The sequence below is a fragment of the Leptolyngbya subtilissima AS-A7 genome (genome assembly GCF_039962255.1).
GTDB lineage: Bacteria > Cyanobacteriota > Cyanobacteriia > Phormidesmidales > Phormidesmidaceae > Nodosilinea.
The window spans coordinates 729,031-744,886 of record NZ_JAMPKY010000001.1; the positions used below are offsets into that span (position 1 = coordinate 729,031).

Below are 15,856 nucleotides of genomic sequence, written 5' to 3' on the forward strand. Positions count from 1 at the left end.
AATCTTCGGCTCAGGCTACGGTTACCGGCGCGATGGCGGGCAGGTTAGGGGGCGATCGCCTACCAAGCTCTTTGCGGTTAGACCACCTCTCAGAGGCGCAAAGCCTGCCCTCATTAGCCGGGGGCAATCAAACATCAGGTGGCTAGAAACCTTTGAGACCGGATGGTCCACGGCAGGAAACAGCAGCGGCAGAAAACGTTGAGTCATACGGGTGATCCTAAACGGCTGGGTGAATAGAGTGTTTTTTTGAGTCGGGCGATGCTTTAGACAGTGGTTGCAGGCTGGACAGCTGCAAGCCAAACCAGTTGCGTCCCAACCCCAGACTCTAGGTTTTCTGGCGCAAGCGGTCATGCAAATACCTCCGCTGGGTCAGCTGTGACGGCCTTGCGCACCGAAATCAGCCCCGACAGGGCACACATCAGCACCGTCAGAGAGAACACGAAAATGACTCGAAACACCGTCATCTGCATGGGCAGGGTGCCCGCTGTAGCGTTGTAGGCCAGCTGGTAGAGCCCTAGTGCTAAAATCAATCCCGGCACATAGCCCATTAGGGCCAGCAGCAGCGCCTCCTGAAGTACGGTTTTGAACAGGTAGCTGCCACCGTAGCCGATCGCTTTGAGGGTGGCGTACTCCCGCAGGTGGTCGCGAATATCGGTGTAGAGAATTTGGTAGACAATCACGGTGCCCACCACAAAGGAGACCACTACCCCCAGGCCAAAAATAAAGCCAATCGAGGTGGTTTGAATCCAAAAGCGGCTCTCTTTGGCAACGATTTCGGGCTTGGTGTAGACCTCCACATCGGCGGGTAGCTGCTCTTGCAGGGCAATTTTCACCCGCTCGGCATCAGCACCGGGCTCTAGCAATATCAGCCCCAGGTTGACCTGGTCGAGCGGGCGCGGGTTGAAGTAGCGGAGAAAGTTTTGGTCGCTCATAATCAGGGTGCCGTCGGCGGCAAATCCACCTCCCAGGTCGTACTGGCCGGCGATGGTGATGCGGCGGCGATCGGCTTCGGTTTCGAGACCAAGGGTTTGGGGGCCAAACTCGGGACGCGATCGCCGGTCGATAAAGGCCGCATTGGGCTGCTGTAGCGCCCGAATACCCTCGGTTGTATTCAGCTCGGGCATGAGAAACACCGGGTCGCTGGGGTTGAAGGCATAGACAAACATTGCCCGACTGAGGCTAGTTTCGGGGTTCTTCCAGAGGGCGTATTCGGCATAGAGGGGCATCACCTGCTGCACGCCCTCAATGCCCGCTGCCTGGTACAACCGCTCGCGGGGAAACGCTTTGGTCGAGCTAATCTCTAAGGACTGGGGCGAAATTAGAAAAATATCGCCGTTGAACTGGTCGTAGAAGTTGACGGTGGTGCTGACTAACGCCCCTAAAAAACCCAGGTTCATAAACATCAGCAGCACCGCAAAGGTGACTCCGGCTACGGCCACCAGCAGGCGGGGGCGATCGTGCCGCAGGTTGTACCAGGCTAGGGGAATGCGGGGCAGGGACGGGAACTTCATCGCCACCTCCTAGGGTTCAATGTCGATGGCGACGTCAACTTGAAGGTTGGTGAGCGCCGCCACCGCATCACTCTGGTCAACCTGCACCCGCACTTCGACCACGCGAGCGTCGGCGTTGGCAGCGGGGTCGTCGTCGAGCACGTCGTTTTTGGCAATTTGCAGGCCAATCTCGCTGACGGTGCCGGTCAGGGTTTCGCTAAAGGCACCGTTACGGCTGGTAATGGTGGCGGGCTGCCCGACTTCAACCAGACCAATGTCGGTCTCGTAGACCTCGGCCACCACCACCATCTGGCTGGTGTCGCCCAAAGCCAAAATAGGGCCATCAGCCGGAGCTACGGCCTCCCCAGGATAGGCAAAGACATCGAGCACTTGACCAGCCTGGGGCGATCGCACAATGGTGCGAGCCAGCTGGGCCTCGGCCAGGGCTAGGTTCTGAGCGGCTGAGTCGACCCGGCTGGCCACCTGGTCGCGGGTGGTGGTGGCCCGGGCCGAAACCACCTGAGCCTGGGCATTTCTGATGTCGCTGAGGCGGGCCTGCTCTAGCCGCTGTTTAGTTGCCTGTGCGTTGCCCAGATCGGCGCGCAAGCTATTGACGGTGGCCTGCTGGCGGTCTAGCTCTTGGCGAGAGATCGCCCCCGATTCGTTGAGTGCTTGAAAGCGGGCCAGATCGATTTCAGCGACGCTCAGCTCGGCCTGAAGGCTCTCAACGGCGGATTGCTGAGCGGCGATCGCGGCCTGCTGCGGCCCATCGATTTGACCGACTCGAGTGCTGGCCTCTTGCACCTGGGAATTGCCTAAGGTCGTCTCAGCAGCGAGCTGGGCCCGAGCCTCGGCTAGCTCACTGGCAGCCACATCGCGCTCGGCTCGGCGCACATCGTAGGTGTCCAGATAGGCCAATACCTGACCCGCCTGTACCTGGTCGCCTTTCTCCACCTCAAGGCGATCGATGCGACCGGCTTCGGCCGTGGCTACGTCGATGACGCGGCTGGCAGGCTCAATTCGCCCCAGAGCGACCACCTTCACCTGCTGCGGGGGTGGCAGCTCGGCCTGCTCGCGAGCGGCCTGGCGGCTTTGCATGACGTTGCGCACCGCTATGGTGGAACCTGCCCCCACCAACAGCAGGGCACCAATCAACAGCCAAAAACTCGGCTTTCTCCAAGGCTGAATCGGGTGGGTAGACATAGGCGCATAGGACAACTGCACTGAATTTAACTGAACGGTGTAGTTTAGTCAATGGGCGCAGGCAGCTAAATTGGGACGAGGCCTAAAGCGATCGTCAGGTATTTCTCGCCAAACCCTTGGGCTAGCGAGGCTCAGAACTTAGTTATTGCCAACGGCCTCTAGGGGGGCGGGCTAAATGCTGGGGTTCCACCAACGCTAGCAGGTGTTGCCGCTGCACCTTCAACGGGCGGAGCCTCAGCGGGGGGAGCCTCAACCGTGAGAGGACTTGCCGTAGGTGGGGAAGCCGTAGCCGGGATGTCTGGCAGCGGGTTGACCACTCCAGGTGGCGTATCATTGAGGCGCCTCAGCTCTTCCACTGTGGCAGGAGTTGTGAGCAGCAGGTCCTCTACACCCTGGATGCTGGCTTCAGTAGCAAAGTCGTTAATTAAGGTAGGGTCTAAAATTGCGTTCTCGGTATTGAAGGGAGTCTGCTGCTCTAGGGTGCGGAGTAGATCGGGTCGCATAGCGGCCAGGGGGTCATTGAGGTCAGGGCGATAGGCGGGGTCATCTAGGTGCAGGTCCGCCATCAAAACGCTGGTTTGGTAAAACTCCAGCAGGTCAAACTCCACAACCTGCCAGCTACCGCCGCCAATCAAGGCCATTTGCCCTCCGTAGAGCGCCAGCTCCTGGCCTGTCTCGGCCGCCGTCACCAGCACGGGGGCTGTGGGTAAGTCGGCCAGAGCCATTACCAGGGTCAGCTGCCGAGAGGGCACATAACGCACTACCACAGCAGTGCTGTTGAGCCCCACGGTGGCATTCGGGGTTTGAACGGTCGTCCGCCCCTGGTTGGGAGGCACAAACAGGGCTACCGTACCTTGGCTCAGCAGCAGCTTCCGGGTGTCGGGCCAAAAACGCAGGCTGGCCTGCTCGCCCACCCGAGTCAGCGACCCATCATTAAAGAGCACCTCGGCCCTAGCCGAAGCGCTGGTGTTCAGGACCTCCCCTGGGCAAAAGCAGTCGGCTGCCGTGGCCGGTCGGGTGTTCCCGCTGGCGGCAACTAGGCTCACTTGATAGGTGCTGGCCCTTAAATTGGCCCAGGCCCAGGGCACCTCTGCCAAACCCGGAGACGCGATCGCAGTACTGCCTACAACCGCCAGCAGCACTGCCGAAAACTTATTGGTACGAAAAACCATAGCTCGGTGAAGAGTGACCACTAATTACAGCAGGTCCATGGCCTTAGGGTAGATGCGGCCAAATGCCCTAGCCCCTAAACTGCTGGGGCGATTGTGGGTAGGGTACCCTAGCAGTGGCAGTTGATCGCCAGGGGTAACACCATCAACTCAAAATTGGTGCAGTGCCGTCGCTGTTTTGGCAGAGTTCTAGCGAACTAGGCGCTACTCGAAGCGGAGCCTTAGCTCTATGGTAGGGTTCAGGCAATTCAATTTGGGGCGGATTCATAAATCTTGTATCCGCTTCAAATTAAATCTTTAATGAATGTGAGCCCTTTTTTCGGGAATCAGCAGCAAGATCAGTGATTCTGCTGGTGACAGGACAACACACGTTATATCCGAGCAGACTCCATTGGTTAAGCGGCACCCCTCCCTCCCCCTGGCGTTAGTTAGCTTTGGCTTGCTCTGCAGCGGCGTCCTGCCGGACCGAGCCAAGGCAGAGCAGTTGAACCTTCCGGCGGCCCCTGCCGCCAGTGTTGAGGTGATAACCTCGATCGCGGTCGAGGATGCGGCACCCCTACAATCTCCGTTATCACCCCTCCTTTCTAGGTTAGGAAACTCAACTGTGACCCTGGCCCCATCTACTGAGGAGGAGCCATTGGTCCGCGAACTGAGCCTCAACTCAGCTGCTACTGGGCCTGCGATCGCCCCCGACCAGGCCCTTGTTACGGAGACTTATCTAACCACTGCGGCCGCGCTGGCTCCACCAACCCCGGCATCCCAACCCTCGACTCCAGCATCCCTGGCTCAGGCTGACCCCAATGCTGACCCCACGGGTCAAGACCCAGAGCTAGGAGTCATTCAGGTGCGCAGCCCGCTAGAGGACAATGACCTAGGTATTTTGCGCATTCGCGATCAGCCCCAAATTCCCGTGGCGCCGCGACCACCGGCAAAAATTGGGTTTTTCTCGGCCCGCCTGGCGATCGCCAGCAGCGACAATATTTTGCTGGCCGTCAACGATGTGGGCGGGCTGACTGGTGATACCTTTTTGCGTCCTTCAATTGGGTTTGGCGTCTACCCTGCCTTGGGGCCGCAAACCGCCTTAATTGCCACTGCTGACTACGGGCTACAGCGCTACAGTGCTCAGTCAGCGCTCAACTACGACGATTTGCGGCTGCGGGTGGGGGTGCGCCAGGGGTTAACCCCCCGCAGCTATGGGCAGCTGGTCTTCACTTACCAAGAGCTGTATCGGCCTGGCGGCAACCGGGGAAGATTTTTCAAAAATACGGCTCTGGGCCTCACCTTAGGTCGCCGCGACCCCATTACGCCAAAGCTAGCCCTCGACACCTACTATCTGGTTCAGTTCAACGGTGCCCAGTCCACCAGCGGCGGCACCGCCACCGACTTTAGCCGCTTCTTCCAGTCGGCCGGAGGCTACCTGGGCTACGACATCACTCCTCGGCTACAGGCGGGTCTCAGCTACCAGCTCAACCTCATTGACTACACCGCCCAAGACCGTTACGACACTTTTCAGCAGGTGCTGGGGCAGGTGGTTTACCGCATTACCCCCGGCCTACGTTTTAACGTCTACGGCGGCGTTAGCTTTGGCCGCTCCTCCGAGCCCCGGGTGCGGTTCAACGACACCTTTTTTGGCGCAGCGATCGATGCCACAATACCCTTGTTCTAGTCAGAGGTTGTTGAGTTCGGCGATACCCCCGTGCTGGCTGTCAGCAGTGCCATGGCAAGGTCTGGGACACCAGAGACTGCAACTAAGTTTCCTAATGGGGGCCATGCAGAGTCTGGAGGTGTTGCCGATTCATTCCTTGATTCAGTAACACCTCATGGATTTAGGGCGCGAAAGGCTGGTCAATGAAGCGATTGACGCAATTGTGATTTAGCTCTTATAGAACCACTATCGACCTGGGTGGGCAGAAGGCTAGTCGTTGATTTCGGCTAGCTCGATTACCTGGTTGTCGTAGTCTTTGACCAGAAAGTTAAGGGGCTTTTCATTGCGAATTTTGTGCTGCACGCCGCCTAGCTGCACGCGCATCAAAATGTACTCCAGACAGTTGTGGTCAAAGCAGACGTGACGCTGCTGATTACGGTGGCCTAGGCTAGCACCACCCACCACGTGAAGCTGAGTATTTTTGCGCAGCTGATACCACAGCCCTTCGGGGCTGTTCATCACGTTCTGGCTAGCCAGGCTAGTGGCACCGCCCAAATACATGGGGTCAAGGCCAGCAGTGCCCAGGGTCTGCTCATAGTTGTAGTAGTAGTGCAGGGGCACCTCGGCGGCGGGCAGGTTGAGCATGCCTTCATAAAACCGACGGGCTACTTCCAGGTCAGACACCATCACCGTGTAAACCTTGGGGGCACCCTTCAGAAACATCCACATGGCCCCGGCGTAGGCCACTAGCAGCAAGACCATGATCCCCTGGGTCGACATGATGCTGTCGAGGGGCAGCCCCAGCAGGGAAGCCAGGCGGAGGTTTAGGGAGCAGTCAAGCAGCATAGGCCCACTCACAGGGTAACGACAAGGGCGGTTGTGGCACTCGCCCCAATACTAATGGCTCGTAACCAGTGTATCAATTCTGCCATCAACTCCCCAGTCGTGAGGTACTTGCTGAGGGGGTGGCGGTATCATGAGTCCAGGCTTGGAAAAATCTGTGAGTTTCACAAAAAATACGTCGCCAAAATCCCCATGGTAGGTATATTAAAGGCTGATTTAACCCGCAGCCTGGGTCAGTAGCGATCGCAGATCTGGGGGTGGCTTTGGTCAACGTTCTCCACGGCTCAACCTATGTCTAGCCCAGCGCCTATTCCTAATTTTCCTGAGTGTGACCACAGGCTGGTGCAGTCGCTGCACCATTTGAGCGATCGCGAACTAGTGCAGCTATTCCAGCGCCACGGCGATGCGGGGCGTTACTTTACAGCGATTTTTTGTCGCTATAGCCCGATGGTCTATAGCCTAATTCGCCATTCGGCGCGATCGCCCGTGCAGGCCGAATACCTGTTTGCCCTTACTTGGCGTCACATTCTCCTCGAGCTGAGCGGTGTCGAATGCCCTGAGGCAGTCGCAGGCGAAGGACCCGGAGCGTTTACCCTACAAAACTGGCTGATCAACATTACCGCCCTGTGCATTAACCAGGCGGTGGTGCCTGAGGTCGAGACCATCCACTATTCCCTCGACCAGGCCACGCCGCCGCTGTGGTGCTATGTCGAGCAGGCCCTCGATTGCTTGCCTCCAGTAGAGCGACTGGTGGCAGTCATGGCCCTGACCTTTCGCTGGAGCGAGAACCGCATTGCTGCCTACCTCCAAGCCGAGGGTGAAGCCCTGACCGCAGCCGATGTGCGCCAGAAGCTGGGGCTAGCCTTTCAGCACCTAGAGTCGGCCCTGCCCGAGGATATTCGCCAGATTTATCTGGGCGATGCGTCGCTGCGCCCTGAGCCTTTACCCGATGACCTCGACGGCCTGCTGACCGTTCCCGACCTGGAGGGAGTCAGTCTGGCAGATGCCAACCTAGTGGGCACCACGGGGGATTTGGGCGGGGACTTTGGCAACGAATGGGCCAACTAATTTTGACCGACAACGGGAGTCCTGGGGAGGGGCGATAGCAATGAATCAAATCGGTAAGAAGCACACCGGCAAACTGGGCCTGGCGCTAGGTCTCATGCTTCTGGTTGGGCAGGCCGCCCCAGCTGCCAACTTAGAAGAACAGCTCGATCTGCGCCCCAACAGCGCGACTCAGGGAGAGTCGCGAGATGTGGCTGACGGCTGGATGCAGCTGGGCAACCAGCAGCTGGCCGAGGGCAATCTCACCCAAGCCGTGGATTCTTGGGCCGAGGCGGCCGAGATCTATCGTCTGTTGGGTGACGGTCAGTCGGCGGGGCGGGCCTACGGCTCGATGGGAGCGGCTTTTGCTACCCTAGACCGCTACCCCGAAGCCGAGCGAGCGTTTGTGCTACGCATCGGCACCGCCCGGGACAACGACGACCTGTTAGGGCAGGTCTACGGCCTCAACAACTTGGGCAATCTCTACATCAATCAGGGCCGACTGAACGAAGGGCAGGCTCACTTTCAAGAGGCCCTACAAATTGCCCGCACTACAGGTGATTCGCGGGCGATCGGCATTTCCCTCAGCAACCTGGGCCAGGTAGCAACCCAACGAGGCGATCTAGACGTGGCGGTACAGTTGCTCGAAGCCGCTACCAACTACCGCATTTTGGCCAGCGACTACCTGGGTGAGGCCCACTCGTCCAACAGCTTGGGCGATGTTTATGTGGCCCTGGGGCGCGATTCTAACGCCATCGGGGCATATCGGGTAGGGCTACGGGCTGGAGTTGATGCGGGCGATCGCAATCTGCAAATTCGCGCCCTCGATGGCCTAATTGGTATTTACCTAGAGCGGGACGACCTAGTTCAGGCCAAAGGCTACCTTGACCGGCGTGCCGCCCTTACCTTGGGAACTGTGCCGCCGGATCTACAGACCGCCCTCAGCTACCGATCGCTGGGCGACTATTACCTGCTAGTTGACGATCGGGCTCGGGCCGAGCAAGCCTTTACTTTGGGGCTACAAATCGCGCGCGATCTTCAGCAAAAGTCCCTAGAAGCCGAGTTCATCAACCGGCTGCTGGAGTTTTAGCCTGCTGATACATCAGTTACTCAGAAGGGCTTCCCCGGAATTCTAGGGAAGCCCTTTTGAGTTGGAGGGGATAGCCGCTCGTCGCCTAGGGATGCACCTGAGCATATTGGTCGAAGGGTGCAGTTTTTAGTTCAGCGGCACCCTCTAACCCTGGCTTCACCGGGGGCAATGGATTGCGGGCTTTGATCAAGGCGATCGCCCGGGTCACGGTCTCGGGCAAAATCACCACTAGGCTGTCATCCTCAGCGCTGTCTAGAGCCGTGTTAATCGCCTCGGTTTCGTCGAGAATGGTACGGTAGCTGGCGTGGCCAACCCCCTCCTCGATGCCGTGGATAATCCACTTGGCGGCGTCACCACGGCCCCGGCCTCGGGTGTCGTCGTCCTCTTTAACCACGATGTCGTCAAACATCTGAGCCGCTAGCTTGCCGAGGGTGATGAAGTCATCGTCGCGGCGATCGCCGGGGCCACCCACCACGCCAATGCGCTTGCCCGGCCAGTTTTTCACAAAACCACCCAGGGCTTCGTAGCTAGCGGGGTTGTGGGCGTAGTCGACTAGGGCGTGGAACCGGCCTAGGTTAAACAAGTTCATGCGGCCTGGGGTTTGGTCAGTGGATGCCTCAAAGGTGTGCAGAGCCTGACGAATATAGCCAATGTCAACCCCCTGGGCGAAGGCGGCCAGACTGGCTGCCAGAGCGTTGGCAATCTGGAAGGGAGCTTTGCCGCCCATGGTTAGGGGCACCTTGTCGGCCTGCTCAATGCGCAACAGCCAGTCGCCCTTGAGAATGGAAAGATAACCCTGCTCGTAGACGGCGGCCAAGCCCCCCTGCTGAGAATGCTTGCGCACCAGCTCGTTGTGAGGATCCATCGAGAAGTAGGCTACCTGGCTCTTTACCTTTTGGGCCATGGCCGCCACCAAAGGATCGTCGGCGTTGAGCACCGCGTAGCCGCTGGGGCGCACGGTTTCAGCTACCACGCTCTTGAGGTGGGCCATGTCTTCGAGGGTTTCGATATCGCCTAGGCCCATGTGGTCGGCGGCGACGTTGAGCACTACGCCAATATCGCAGTCTTTGAAGGCCAGGCCCGATCGCAGAATGCCGCCCCGCGCTGTCTCCAGCACCGCCACCTCCACGGTCGGGTCCTGCAAGATTACCTGGGCGCTCTGGGGGCCGGTGGTGTCACCGGGCTCTACCATGTTGTCGCCGATGTAGATGCCGTCGGTGGTGGTGAAGCCCACCATCTGCCCAGTTTGCTTGAAAATGTGGGCGGTGAGGCGGGTAGTGGTGGTTTTGCCGTTAGTGCCGGTAATCGCCACCACCGGAATGCGGGCGGGCTGCCCCGGCGGGAACAGCATGGCCAGAATTGGCTCAGCCACGTTGCGGGCGATGCCGACGCTGGGGCATACGTGCATGCGTAGTCCGGGGGCGGCATTGACTTCCACAATTACGCCATCCACCTCGCGCAGGGGCTTGGAGATGTCGGTGGTAACCACGTCGATGCCGGCAATATCGAGGCCGATGGTTTTGGCGATCCGCTGGGCCACCCAGATGTTGTCAGGGTGAATGTCGTCAGTGCGATCGATGGCGATACCGCCGGTGCTGAGGTTGGCGGTGGCCCGCAAGTAGCACATTTCGCCCTCAGGCAGCACGGTGTCGAGGGTGTAGCCCTTGCGATCGAGCAGCTGCCAGGTGGTGCGATCGACCTCAATACGGGTCAACAGGTTGTCGTGACCTACCCCGCGTCGGGGGTCTTGGTTGGTAACGTCGATCAGCTGCTCGATGGTCGATTTGCCATCGCCGACCACGTGGGCGGGTACCCGCTCGGCCACCGCGATCACTCGGCCATTGATCACCAGCACCCGGTGGTCGCGACCCCGATAAAAGCGTTCAACAATTACGCCTCGGGACACCTCTTTGGCCGCTTCGTAAGCTTCCTCGGCTACCTCAAAGGTATCGATGTCGATGGTAATGCCGCGCCCGTGGTTGCCGTCGAGGGGCTTGATCACGATGGGGTAGCCGCCCACATCCTCGATCGCATTCTCGAGTTCATCTAAATAGTTGATGACGGTGCCCCGGGGCACGGGTACCCCAGCGTTGCGCAAGATCTGCTTGGTGCCCTCTTTGTCAGAGGCCAGCTCTACTGCCAAAATGCTGGTTTTGCTGCTCAGGGTGGCCTGCACCCGCTGCTGGTAGCGGCCGTAGCCCAGCTGAATCATCGCTCGGGTAGAGAGCTGCATCCAGGGAATATCTTGAATTTCAGCGGCGCGCACAATGGCTTCGGTGCTGGGGCCAAGGGCGGCATCAAGGCGAAACTCGGTCAGGTCGGCTAGGTCTTGCTCCAGATCTTCCTTGGAGTAGTGACCGGTTTCGACCAGGCTGTTGCACAGGCGCACGGCAGCGCGGCCCGCGTAGCGTCCGGCCTGCTCGTTCTGATACTCAAACACCACCTGATATACCCCGGCCTCGGCTACGCTGCGGGTGCGGCCAAAGCCAACGGGCATGCCGGCCATGGTTTGCAGCTCAAGGGCAACATGCTCAACGATGTGGCCCATGTAGGTGCCCTGGCGCACTCGACTCAAGAAGCCACCCCGATGCCCCGGAGAACAAAAGTGCTCGATCAGGCTAGGGAGCGTTTCTACCAGCGCTTCGTAAAACCCAGGAATCTGGTCGGAGGGGCGGTCAGCGAGATCTTCTAAGTCCAGCCGCATCAGAATCAGGTTGGGATAGCGGATGCTCCAGTAGTTTGGCCCTCGTAGAGTCTGGGTTTTGAGAATTCGCATGGGCTGTCGTAACTCACCAGTCATAGAACAGGGTTGGCCCGAGAGCAGCGCCGATCGGTAGAGATGATCGGGCAGGGGTGTAGTGCAGTATAACCTCAGGTCAGGACCCAAGACAGTATCCCCGAGGCACGATCTTGGCCCTAATCGGAGAAAGAATCTAGCCGGAATGCCCTCTGTGGCCGCTCTCTGGGGCTGATTACTGAGTCAGGGCGCGAATGAATCCCTGGAGCTCGCTGAGAAAGCCGCCTCGTTTGCCCTTCGGAGCTGCTGCGCCGGACTCGCTGGAGCCGGCCGTAGCCTCGCCCATCAAAATGCGATCGATCGCCTCACCGGAGGGCTTTTCGGGCAATTCGGCTAGCAGCTCATAGCCATTGTTGGTCTCTTGCCACACCTGCCAGGGGTGGGGGTAGCAGCGCAGTAGCACAGCCTCCTCCATGGGCCGCAGATAGTAGACCGGCTCTAGAGTGCTGAGGAAGCGATCGCGCAGCTGCCGCCCAGCATAGCCAATGCCAATGGTGGCCACGTCTTCGAGCTTGGGGTTGAGCATGATCACAAAGGCATCGCCCGCCTGGGCACACATCTCTTCGACCTGGTTAACCTCGAGCGACGAGGGTTCCACAAACAGGTAGGCCTGATCGCCGGGCTCCATCTCGCTGTGGAGCTCACCGATGGCTCGCACGACAAAGTCGGGGTTGCCCCAGTCGCGGCGGGCCAGAGCCGCCGCCCCCGCATCGGGGAAGTAGATTTTGAAGACCAGGCCCAGCTCTTGCAGGGCGGGGTAAAACTGCTGGGCCACAGGCATACCCTTCAGCTCGGAGTAGACCAGCTCGACCACCATCCGAGGCACCCCCGCCTGGATGGCCGCCTGGGTGGCTCCCCGAGCCTGGGCGATCGCGTCCTCGAGACTGGCTGGAACGCCCGTAGTTGTTACAGAATCCATCGCACTATCCATAGCAGGCTCTATACCGGAGATAAGGTCAAAGGAACGAGGGCACGTTGGAGCACTTGGCGCAGCACCATCGCCGTCCAGTCAACATCGGCGGCGGTGGTGTGCCGCCCCAGGGTAAGGCGAATGCCGCAGCGAGCCGCGCGATCGCTATAGCCCATAGCCAGCAGCACCGGGCTGGGGCTGATCTGACCGCTGTGGCAGGCCGAGCCAGCGCTAATGCCAATGCCCGCCAGATTCATCTCGCGCACCAGAGTGCGACCGCTGACGCGATCGCCATCGGCGGTGGCAATGCAAAAGCTAGCGTGGTGGGGCAGCCGGTGGCGGCGATCGCCTGTGGGCACCAGTTCAGCTACATCGGCTAGCTGCTCAAAGAGGCGATCGCGCAGCCCAATCAAACGCAGGGTCTCACTGGGCATTTCCGCCACCGCCAGGGCGGCCGCCACCCCAAACCCCGCTAACACCGGCACCGCTTGGGTACCCGATCGCAGCCCAAACTCCTGGCCGCCACCGCCCAGCAGTGGCTCTAGCTCAACTTTGGGGCGCACATACAGCGCTCCAGCGCCCTGGGGGCCATAGATCTTGTGGCTAGAGAGCGACAGCAGGTCGACCGGCAGGGTTTGCACATCGATGGGCAGCCGCCCCGCCACCTGCACCGCATCGGTGTGAAACAGCGCTCCGTGGTCACGGGCTATCTGACCCAGCCCCTCAATGGGCTGGAGGGTGCCCACCTCGCTCTGGCCATAAATAATCGACACCAGCACGGTGTTGTCACGTAGGGCCTGGCGCAGATCTGCCGGGCTCACCTGCCCGTGGGCATCTACCGGCAGCCGGGTCACCTGCCAGCCTAACTGCTCAAGGTGCTGAGCTGGCTGCTCAATGGCGGAATGCTCTACCGACGAAATAATTATGTGTTGGGGCACTCGGTAGCGCCGAGCCACCCCGAGCACCGCCAAGTTGTCGGCCTCGGTGCCTCCCGCTGTAAAGATCACCGAGTTGTCGTCAGCGTTGAGCAACGACGCCACCTGCAAGCGCGCCTGCTCTAGAACAGTGGCGGCTTGGCTGCCCCAATGGTGCAGGCTGGAGGGGTTGCCCCACTGCTCAGCCATGGCGGCCTGCATAGCGGCGATCGCCTCCTGACGAGGGGGCGTAGTAGCGCTGTAATCTAGATAAATCTGCATAGCGGGCTCGACAAGAGAACAGCGCCCCCCAGGGGCACAAAGTCCATCCTAGCAGGGACCGCTATCCCCAACGGGCAAACAAAATTTCGTGAACTACGGCCCACTTTGCCCCAAAGCAGCACTGCCCTACGACCTGGCCGCTAGTGCTGCCACCGGTGGGGTGAATATTGGGGGGCTGGGTACCTCGGCAGTGCTAAGCAAGCGATCGACTACGCCCATGTGCCAGCCTAACCGCCAGAGGCTGCTGTGCGATCGGAACCCAGTCCCTAAAACCCGCAACCCCCACAGCGGAATCAGCACTGCGCGTGGCGCCAGACCGTGCAGTTGCATGCCCTGATCGCGGTAGCGCAGGTAAAGGGTAGCTAGCCCATAGCCCCAGTTATAGGCTTTGCGGTAGGTTGCCTGGCGGGCCTCCACAAACGACTGCTTAGTACCCGCGCCGTGACGGTAGTGCACCACCGCCTCGGGCACATAGGTCAGGGCGTGGCCTGTCATCTGCACACGAATGCAGTAGTCGGCATCTTCTAGGTGAGAAATCGCTTCATCGAACCCGCCCACCGATTCGTGAATGTCTTTGCGGACGGCCAACGCGCAGCCGCCAGCAAAGGGATAAAAGGGCGTTCTAAAGTTTTGCAGACCCTGGTTTTGTGGAGTGTTGACAGCGCCCGGATTGAGCATTTCGTTGTCAAGTCGGCAGGCTAGAAAACCGTAGCTAGCGAAAGCTTGTTCCAGCGCCTCAAGCCACCCTTGATCGACGACATCATCGGCGTCGCAGAAGGCCAGGTAGTTACTATTGGCCACCTTGGCCCCTGCGTTGCGGGCGTGAGAAGCGCCTTTTACCCCCGCCGCATCAATCACTTTTAGGCGTGGTAGGCGATCGCGGTATTCCTCAATCACGGCAAGGCTGCTGTCGGTGGAGCCGTTGTTGGCCACGATTACTTCGTAGGGAGAAACGGTTTGCTTCGCCAGAGCCTCCAGCTGCTGCCCAATAACCGCTGCCTCATTGAAGCAAGGAACAATAACGCTTATTTTCATAGTTTTCGTTAGCCATAATTTAGGTAGGCAGGCGACTCGCGATCATAGTGCTCCACGTCCCTCGGTCATCCTTGTTTGGCCTTAGGCAGGCATAACACCGGGCCAATAAGTAACCGGCTTTAATTCGCAATCCTACTTTCGCGCCTCCGTGAACCCCATCTGCTAGAAGACAGAGATGCCCAACTAGCGGCTTTAGCGGCTGGTTAAAAAGTTAAATGAACAGCGATGGCCTAGAACGTCCAGAGTAATGGACGTGGATATGGCGACCACTGTGCCCAAGACACGGCTAGCAAAAATTGGGGCGGTGCACTTGCCTATAGCGGTTGCACCAGGGGTTGGGCAAGACATCCTAAATGAAAATTGCCAGGGCGATCGCCTCGGCAAGGCTCACGACGCGAAGCCAAGCGCCCAGGGCGATTAAAACAAACGTTGGGGCAGGCTACGACCCAGCCAGCAGCCGATTGACCACGCCCATGTGCCAGCCCAACCGCCAAACGCTGTTGTGGGACTTAAACCCAGACCCTAAAACCCGCAGACCCCACAGCGGGATTAATACTAGGCGCGGCGGTAGCCCGTACAGTTGCATGCCCTGATCGCGATAGCGCAGGTAGAGGGTAGCTAGGCCATAGCCCCAGTTGTAGGCTTTGCGGTAAGTCGCGCGGCGGGCCTCAAAAAAAGACTGCTGGGCATCCGTAGCGTAGCGATAGTGCACCACCGCGTTGGGCACAAACACCAAGGGATGATCGGCCATTTGCACCCGAATGCAGTAATCGGCGTCTTCTAGGTGGGGAATGGTTTCGTCGAACCCGTTCACCGATTCGTGAATGTCTTTGCGAATGGCCAACCCGCAACCCCCGGCAAAGGGATAAAAGGGCGTTCTAAAGTTTTGCAGGCCGTCGGTTTGTGAGGTATTGGCGGTATCGTTGTTGAGTTTTTCGTAGTCGAGGCAACAGGCTAAAAAGCCGTGATTGACGAAGGCTTGGCCCAGGGCCTCAAGCCACCCCTCACTGACGATGTCATCGGCATCGCAAAAGGCCAGGTAGTCGCTGGTGGCAGCCTTAGCTCCAGCGTTGCGAGCGTGGGAAGCGCCCTGCATCCCCGCTGCATCAATCACTTTTAAGTTCGACAAGCGATCGCTGTATTGCTCAGCTACAGTGCGGCTGTTGTCGGTAGAGCCGTTGTCGGCCACGATTACCTCATAGGGAGCAACGGTCTGCTTAGTTAGAGCCTCTAGCTGCTGCCCGATAAAGGGTGCGGTATTGAAGCAGGGAATGATAACGCTTATTTTCATGTGACGATTCAGGGTGGGAGGACAATCCGCGATCGCAGTGCTCCGTAGTTACGTATTCAAGCCGTTTTGCTAAGTCTTTTACCCAGGAACAATGGCTAACCGTCTGGGTAGGTCGATTTGCAATGCCAAGCTAGTGTATAGCT

General features: G+C 59.2%; 14 protein-coding genes. 4 read left to right on the forward strand and 10 right to left on the reverse strand.

Annotated elements, in window-relative coordinates; all coding sequences use genetic code 11:
- Positions 1 to 21 precede the first annotated feature (21 nt).
- The 4 genes from NC979_RS03290 to NC979_RS03305 all read right to left on the reverse strand — a co-directional run bounded on the left by NC979_RS03290 (position 22) and on the right by NC979_RS03305 (position 3,865).
- A complete protein-coding gene (locus NC979_RS03290; protein WP_190523676.1) occupies positions 22 to 207 on the reverse strand; it encodes a hypothetical protein in 186 nt (61 codons plus the stop codon).
- A gap of 140 nt (positions 208 to 347) precedes the next feature.
- Positions 348 to 1,511 (reverse strand): ABC transporter permease DevC, encoded by a 1,164-nt coding sequence (gene devC, locus NC979_RS03295; RefSeq protein ID WP_190523677.1) that lies wholly within the window; start codon positions 1,509 to 1,511, stop codon positions 348 to 350.
- Between the two features lie 9 nt (positions 1,512 to 1,520).
- Entirely contained in the window at positions 1,521 to 2,693 is a 1,173-nt protein-coding gene (locus NC979_RS03300; protein WP_242024186.1) for an efflux RND transporter periplasmic adaptor subunit, read from the reverse strand.
- A gap of 158 nt (positions 2,694 to 2,851) precedes the next feature.
- A complete protein-coding gene (locus tag NC979_RS03305) occupies positions 2,852 to 3,865 on the reverse strand; it encodes a FecR domain-containing protein (RefSeq protein ID WP_190523678.1) in 1,014 nt (337 codons plus the stop codon).
- A 601-nt stretch (positions 3,866 to 4,466) separates the two neighbouring features.
- Between NC979_RS03305 and NC979_RS03310 the strand changes: the two genes are divergently transcribed.
- Positions 4,467 to 5,528 carry a hypothetical protein gene (locus tag NC979_RS03310; RefSeq protein WP_190523680.1) on the forward strand — a complete coding sequence of 354 codons (1,062 nt, stop codon included), beginning with the start codon at positions 4,467 to 4,469 and terminating at the stop codon, positions 5,526 to 5,528.
- A 249-nt stretch (positions 5,529 to 5,777) separates the two neighbouring features.
- On the opposite strand, the gene NC979_RS03315 is transcribed toward NC979_RS03310, so the two are convergent.
- On the reverse strand, positions 5,778 to 6,353 hold the full coding sequence (locus NC979_RS03315; RefSeq protein WP_190523687.1) for a glyoxalase-like domain protein: 576 nt from the start codon (positions 6,351 to 6,353) through the stop codon (positions 5,778 to 5,780).
- Positions 6,354 to 6,641: 288 nt separating this feature from the next.
- On the opposite strand from NC979_RS03315, the gene NC979_RS03320 reads away from it, so the two are divergent.
- Both NC979_RS03320 and NC979_RS03325 read left to right on the forward strand, forming a co-directional pair.
- On the forward strand, positions 6,642 to 7,418 hold the full coding sequence (locus NC979_RS03320; protein WP_190523689.1) for an RNA polymerase sigma factor: 777 nt from the start codon (positions 6,642 to 6,644) through the stop codon (positions 7,416 to 7,418).
- 40 nt (positions 7,419 to 7,458) lie between these two features.
- Positions 7,459 to 8,484, forward strand: coding sequence for a tetratricopeptide repeat protein (locus tag NC979_RS03325; protein WP_190523694.1), 1,026 nt, complete (start codon positions 7,459 to 7,461; stop codon positions 8,482 to 8,484).
- A gap of 85 nt (positions 8,485 to 8,569) precedes the next feature.
- Here the strand turns inward: NC979_RS03325 and cphA are convergent, their stop codons facing one another.
- The 4 genes from cphA to NC979_RS03345 form a co-directional block, all read right to left on the reverse strand.
- Positions 8,570 to 11,284, reverse strand: a complete 2,715-nt coding sequence (cphA, locus tag NC979_RS03330) for a cyanophycin synthetase (protein WP_431191010.1) — start codon at positions 11,282 to 11,284, stop codon at positions 8,570 to 8,572.
- A gap of 172 nt (positions 11,285 to 11,456) precedes the next feature.
- Positions 11,457 to 12,200, reverse strand: a complete 744-nt coding sequence (locus NC979_RS03335; protein WP_190523697.1) for a DUF1995 family protein — start codon at positions 12,198 to 12,200, stop codon at positions 11,457 to 11,459.
- A gap of 20 nt (positions 12,201 to 12,220) precedes the next feature.
- Positions 12,221 to 13,387: a cysteine desulfurase family protein gene (locus NC979_RS03340; RefSeq protein WP_190523699.1), complete on the reverse strand. Its 1,167-nt coding sequence runs from the start codon at positions 13,385 to 13,387 to the stop codon at positions 12,221 to 12,223.
- A gap of 126 nt (positions 13,388 to 13,513) precedes the next feature.
- Positions 13,514 to 14,422, reverse strand: a complete 909-nt coding sequence (locus NC979_RS03345; protein WP_190523701.1) for a glycosyltransferase family 2 protein — start codon at positions 14,420 to 14,422, stop codon at positions 13,514 to 13,516.
- A 259-nt stretch (positions 14,423 to 14,681) separates the two neighbouring features.
- Between NC979_RS03345 and NC979_RS03350 the strand changes: the two genes are divergently transcribed.
- Positions 14,682 to 14,843, forward strand: coding sequence for a hypothetical protein (locus NC979_RS03350; protein ID WP_190523702.1), 162 nt, complete (start codon positions 14,682 to 14,684; stop codon positions 14,841 to 14,843).
- 18 nt (positions 14,844 to 14,861) lie between these two features.
- On the opposite strand, the gene NC979_RS03355 is transcribed toward NC979_RS03350, so the two are convergent.
- Complete coding sequence (locus tag NC979_RS03355) at positions 14,862 to 15,713, reverse strand: glycosyltransferase family 2 protein (RefSeq protein WP_190523704.1); 852 nt, start codon at positions 15,711 to 15,713, stop codon at positions 14,862 to 14,864.
- Positions 15,714 to 15,856: the final 143 nt, after the last annotated feature.

Excerpts from the sequence above, each read along its gene's own strand:
- NC979_RS03290 (WP_190523676.1), bottom strand. The coding sequence starts at position 207 with ATGACTCAACGTTTTCTGCCGCTGCTGTTTCCTGCCGTGGACCATCCG.
- devC (WP_190523677.1), bottom strand. The coding sequence starts at position 1,511 with ATGAAGTTCCCGTCCCTGCCCCGCATTCCCCTAGCCTGGTACAACCTG.
- NC979_RS03300 (WP_242024186.1), bottom strand. The coding sequence starts at position 2,693 with ATGTCTACCCACCCGATTCAGCCTTGGAGAAAGCCGAGTTTTTGGCTG.
- NC979_RS03305 (WP_190523678.1), bottom strand. The coding sequence starts at position 3,865 with ATGGTTTTTCGTACCAATAAGTTTTCGGCAGTGCTGCTGGCGGTTGTA.
- NC979_RS03315 (WP_190523687.1), bottom strand. The coding sequence starts at position 6,353 with ATGCTGCTTGACTGCTCCCTAAACCTCCGCCTGGCTTCCCTGCTGGGG.
- NC979_RS03320 (WP_190523689.1), top strand. The coding sequence starts at position 6,642 with ATGTCTAGCCCAGCGCCTATTCCTAATTTTCCTGAGTGTGACCACAGG.
- NC979_RS03325 (WP_190523694.1), top strand. The coding sequence starts at position 7,459 with ATGAATCAAATCGGTAAGAAGCACACCGGCAAACTGGGCCTGGCGCTA.
- cphA (WP_431191010.1), bottom strand. The coding sequence starts at position 11,284 with ATGACTGGTGAGTTACGACAGCCCATGCGAATTCTCAAAACCCAGACT.
- NC979_RS03335 (WP_190523697.1), bottom strand. The coding sequence starts at position 12,200 with ATGGATTCTGTAACAACTACGGGCGTTCCAGCCAGTCTCGAGGACGCG.
- NC979_RS03340 (WP_190523699.1), bottom strand. The coding sequence starts at position 13,387 with ATGCAGATTTATCTAGATTACAGCGCTACTACGCCCCCTCGTCAGGAG.
- NC979_RS03345 (WP_190523701.1), bottom strand. The coding sequence starts at position 14,422 with ATGAAAATAAGCGTTATTGTTCCTTGCTTCAATGAGGCAGCGGTTATT.
- NC979_RS03350 (WP_190523702.1), top strand. The coding sequence starts at position 14,682 with ATGGCGACCACTGTGCCCAAGACACGGCTAGCAAAAATTGGGGCGGTG.
- NC979_RS03355 (WP_190523704.1), bottom strand. The coding sequence starts at position 15,713 with ATGAAAATAAGCGTTATCATTCCCTGCTTCAATACCGCACCCTTTATC.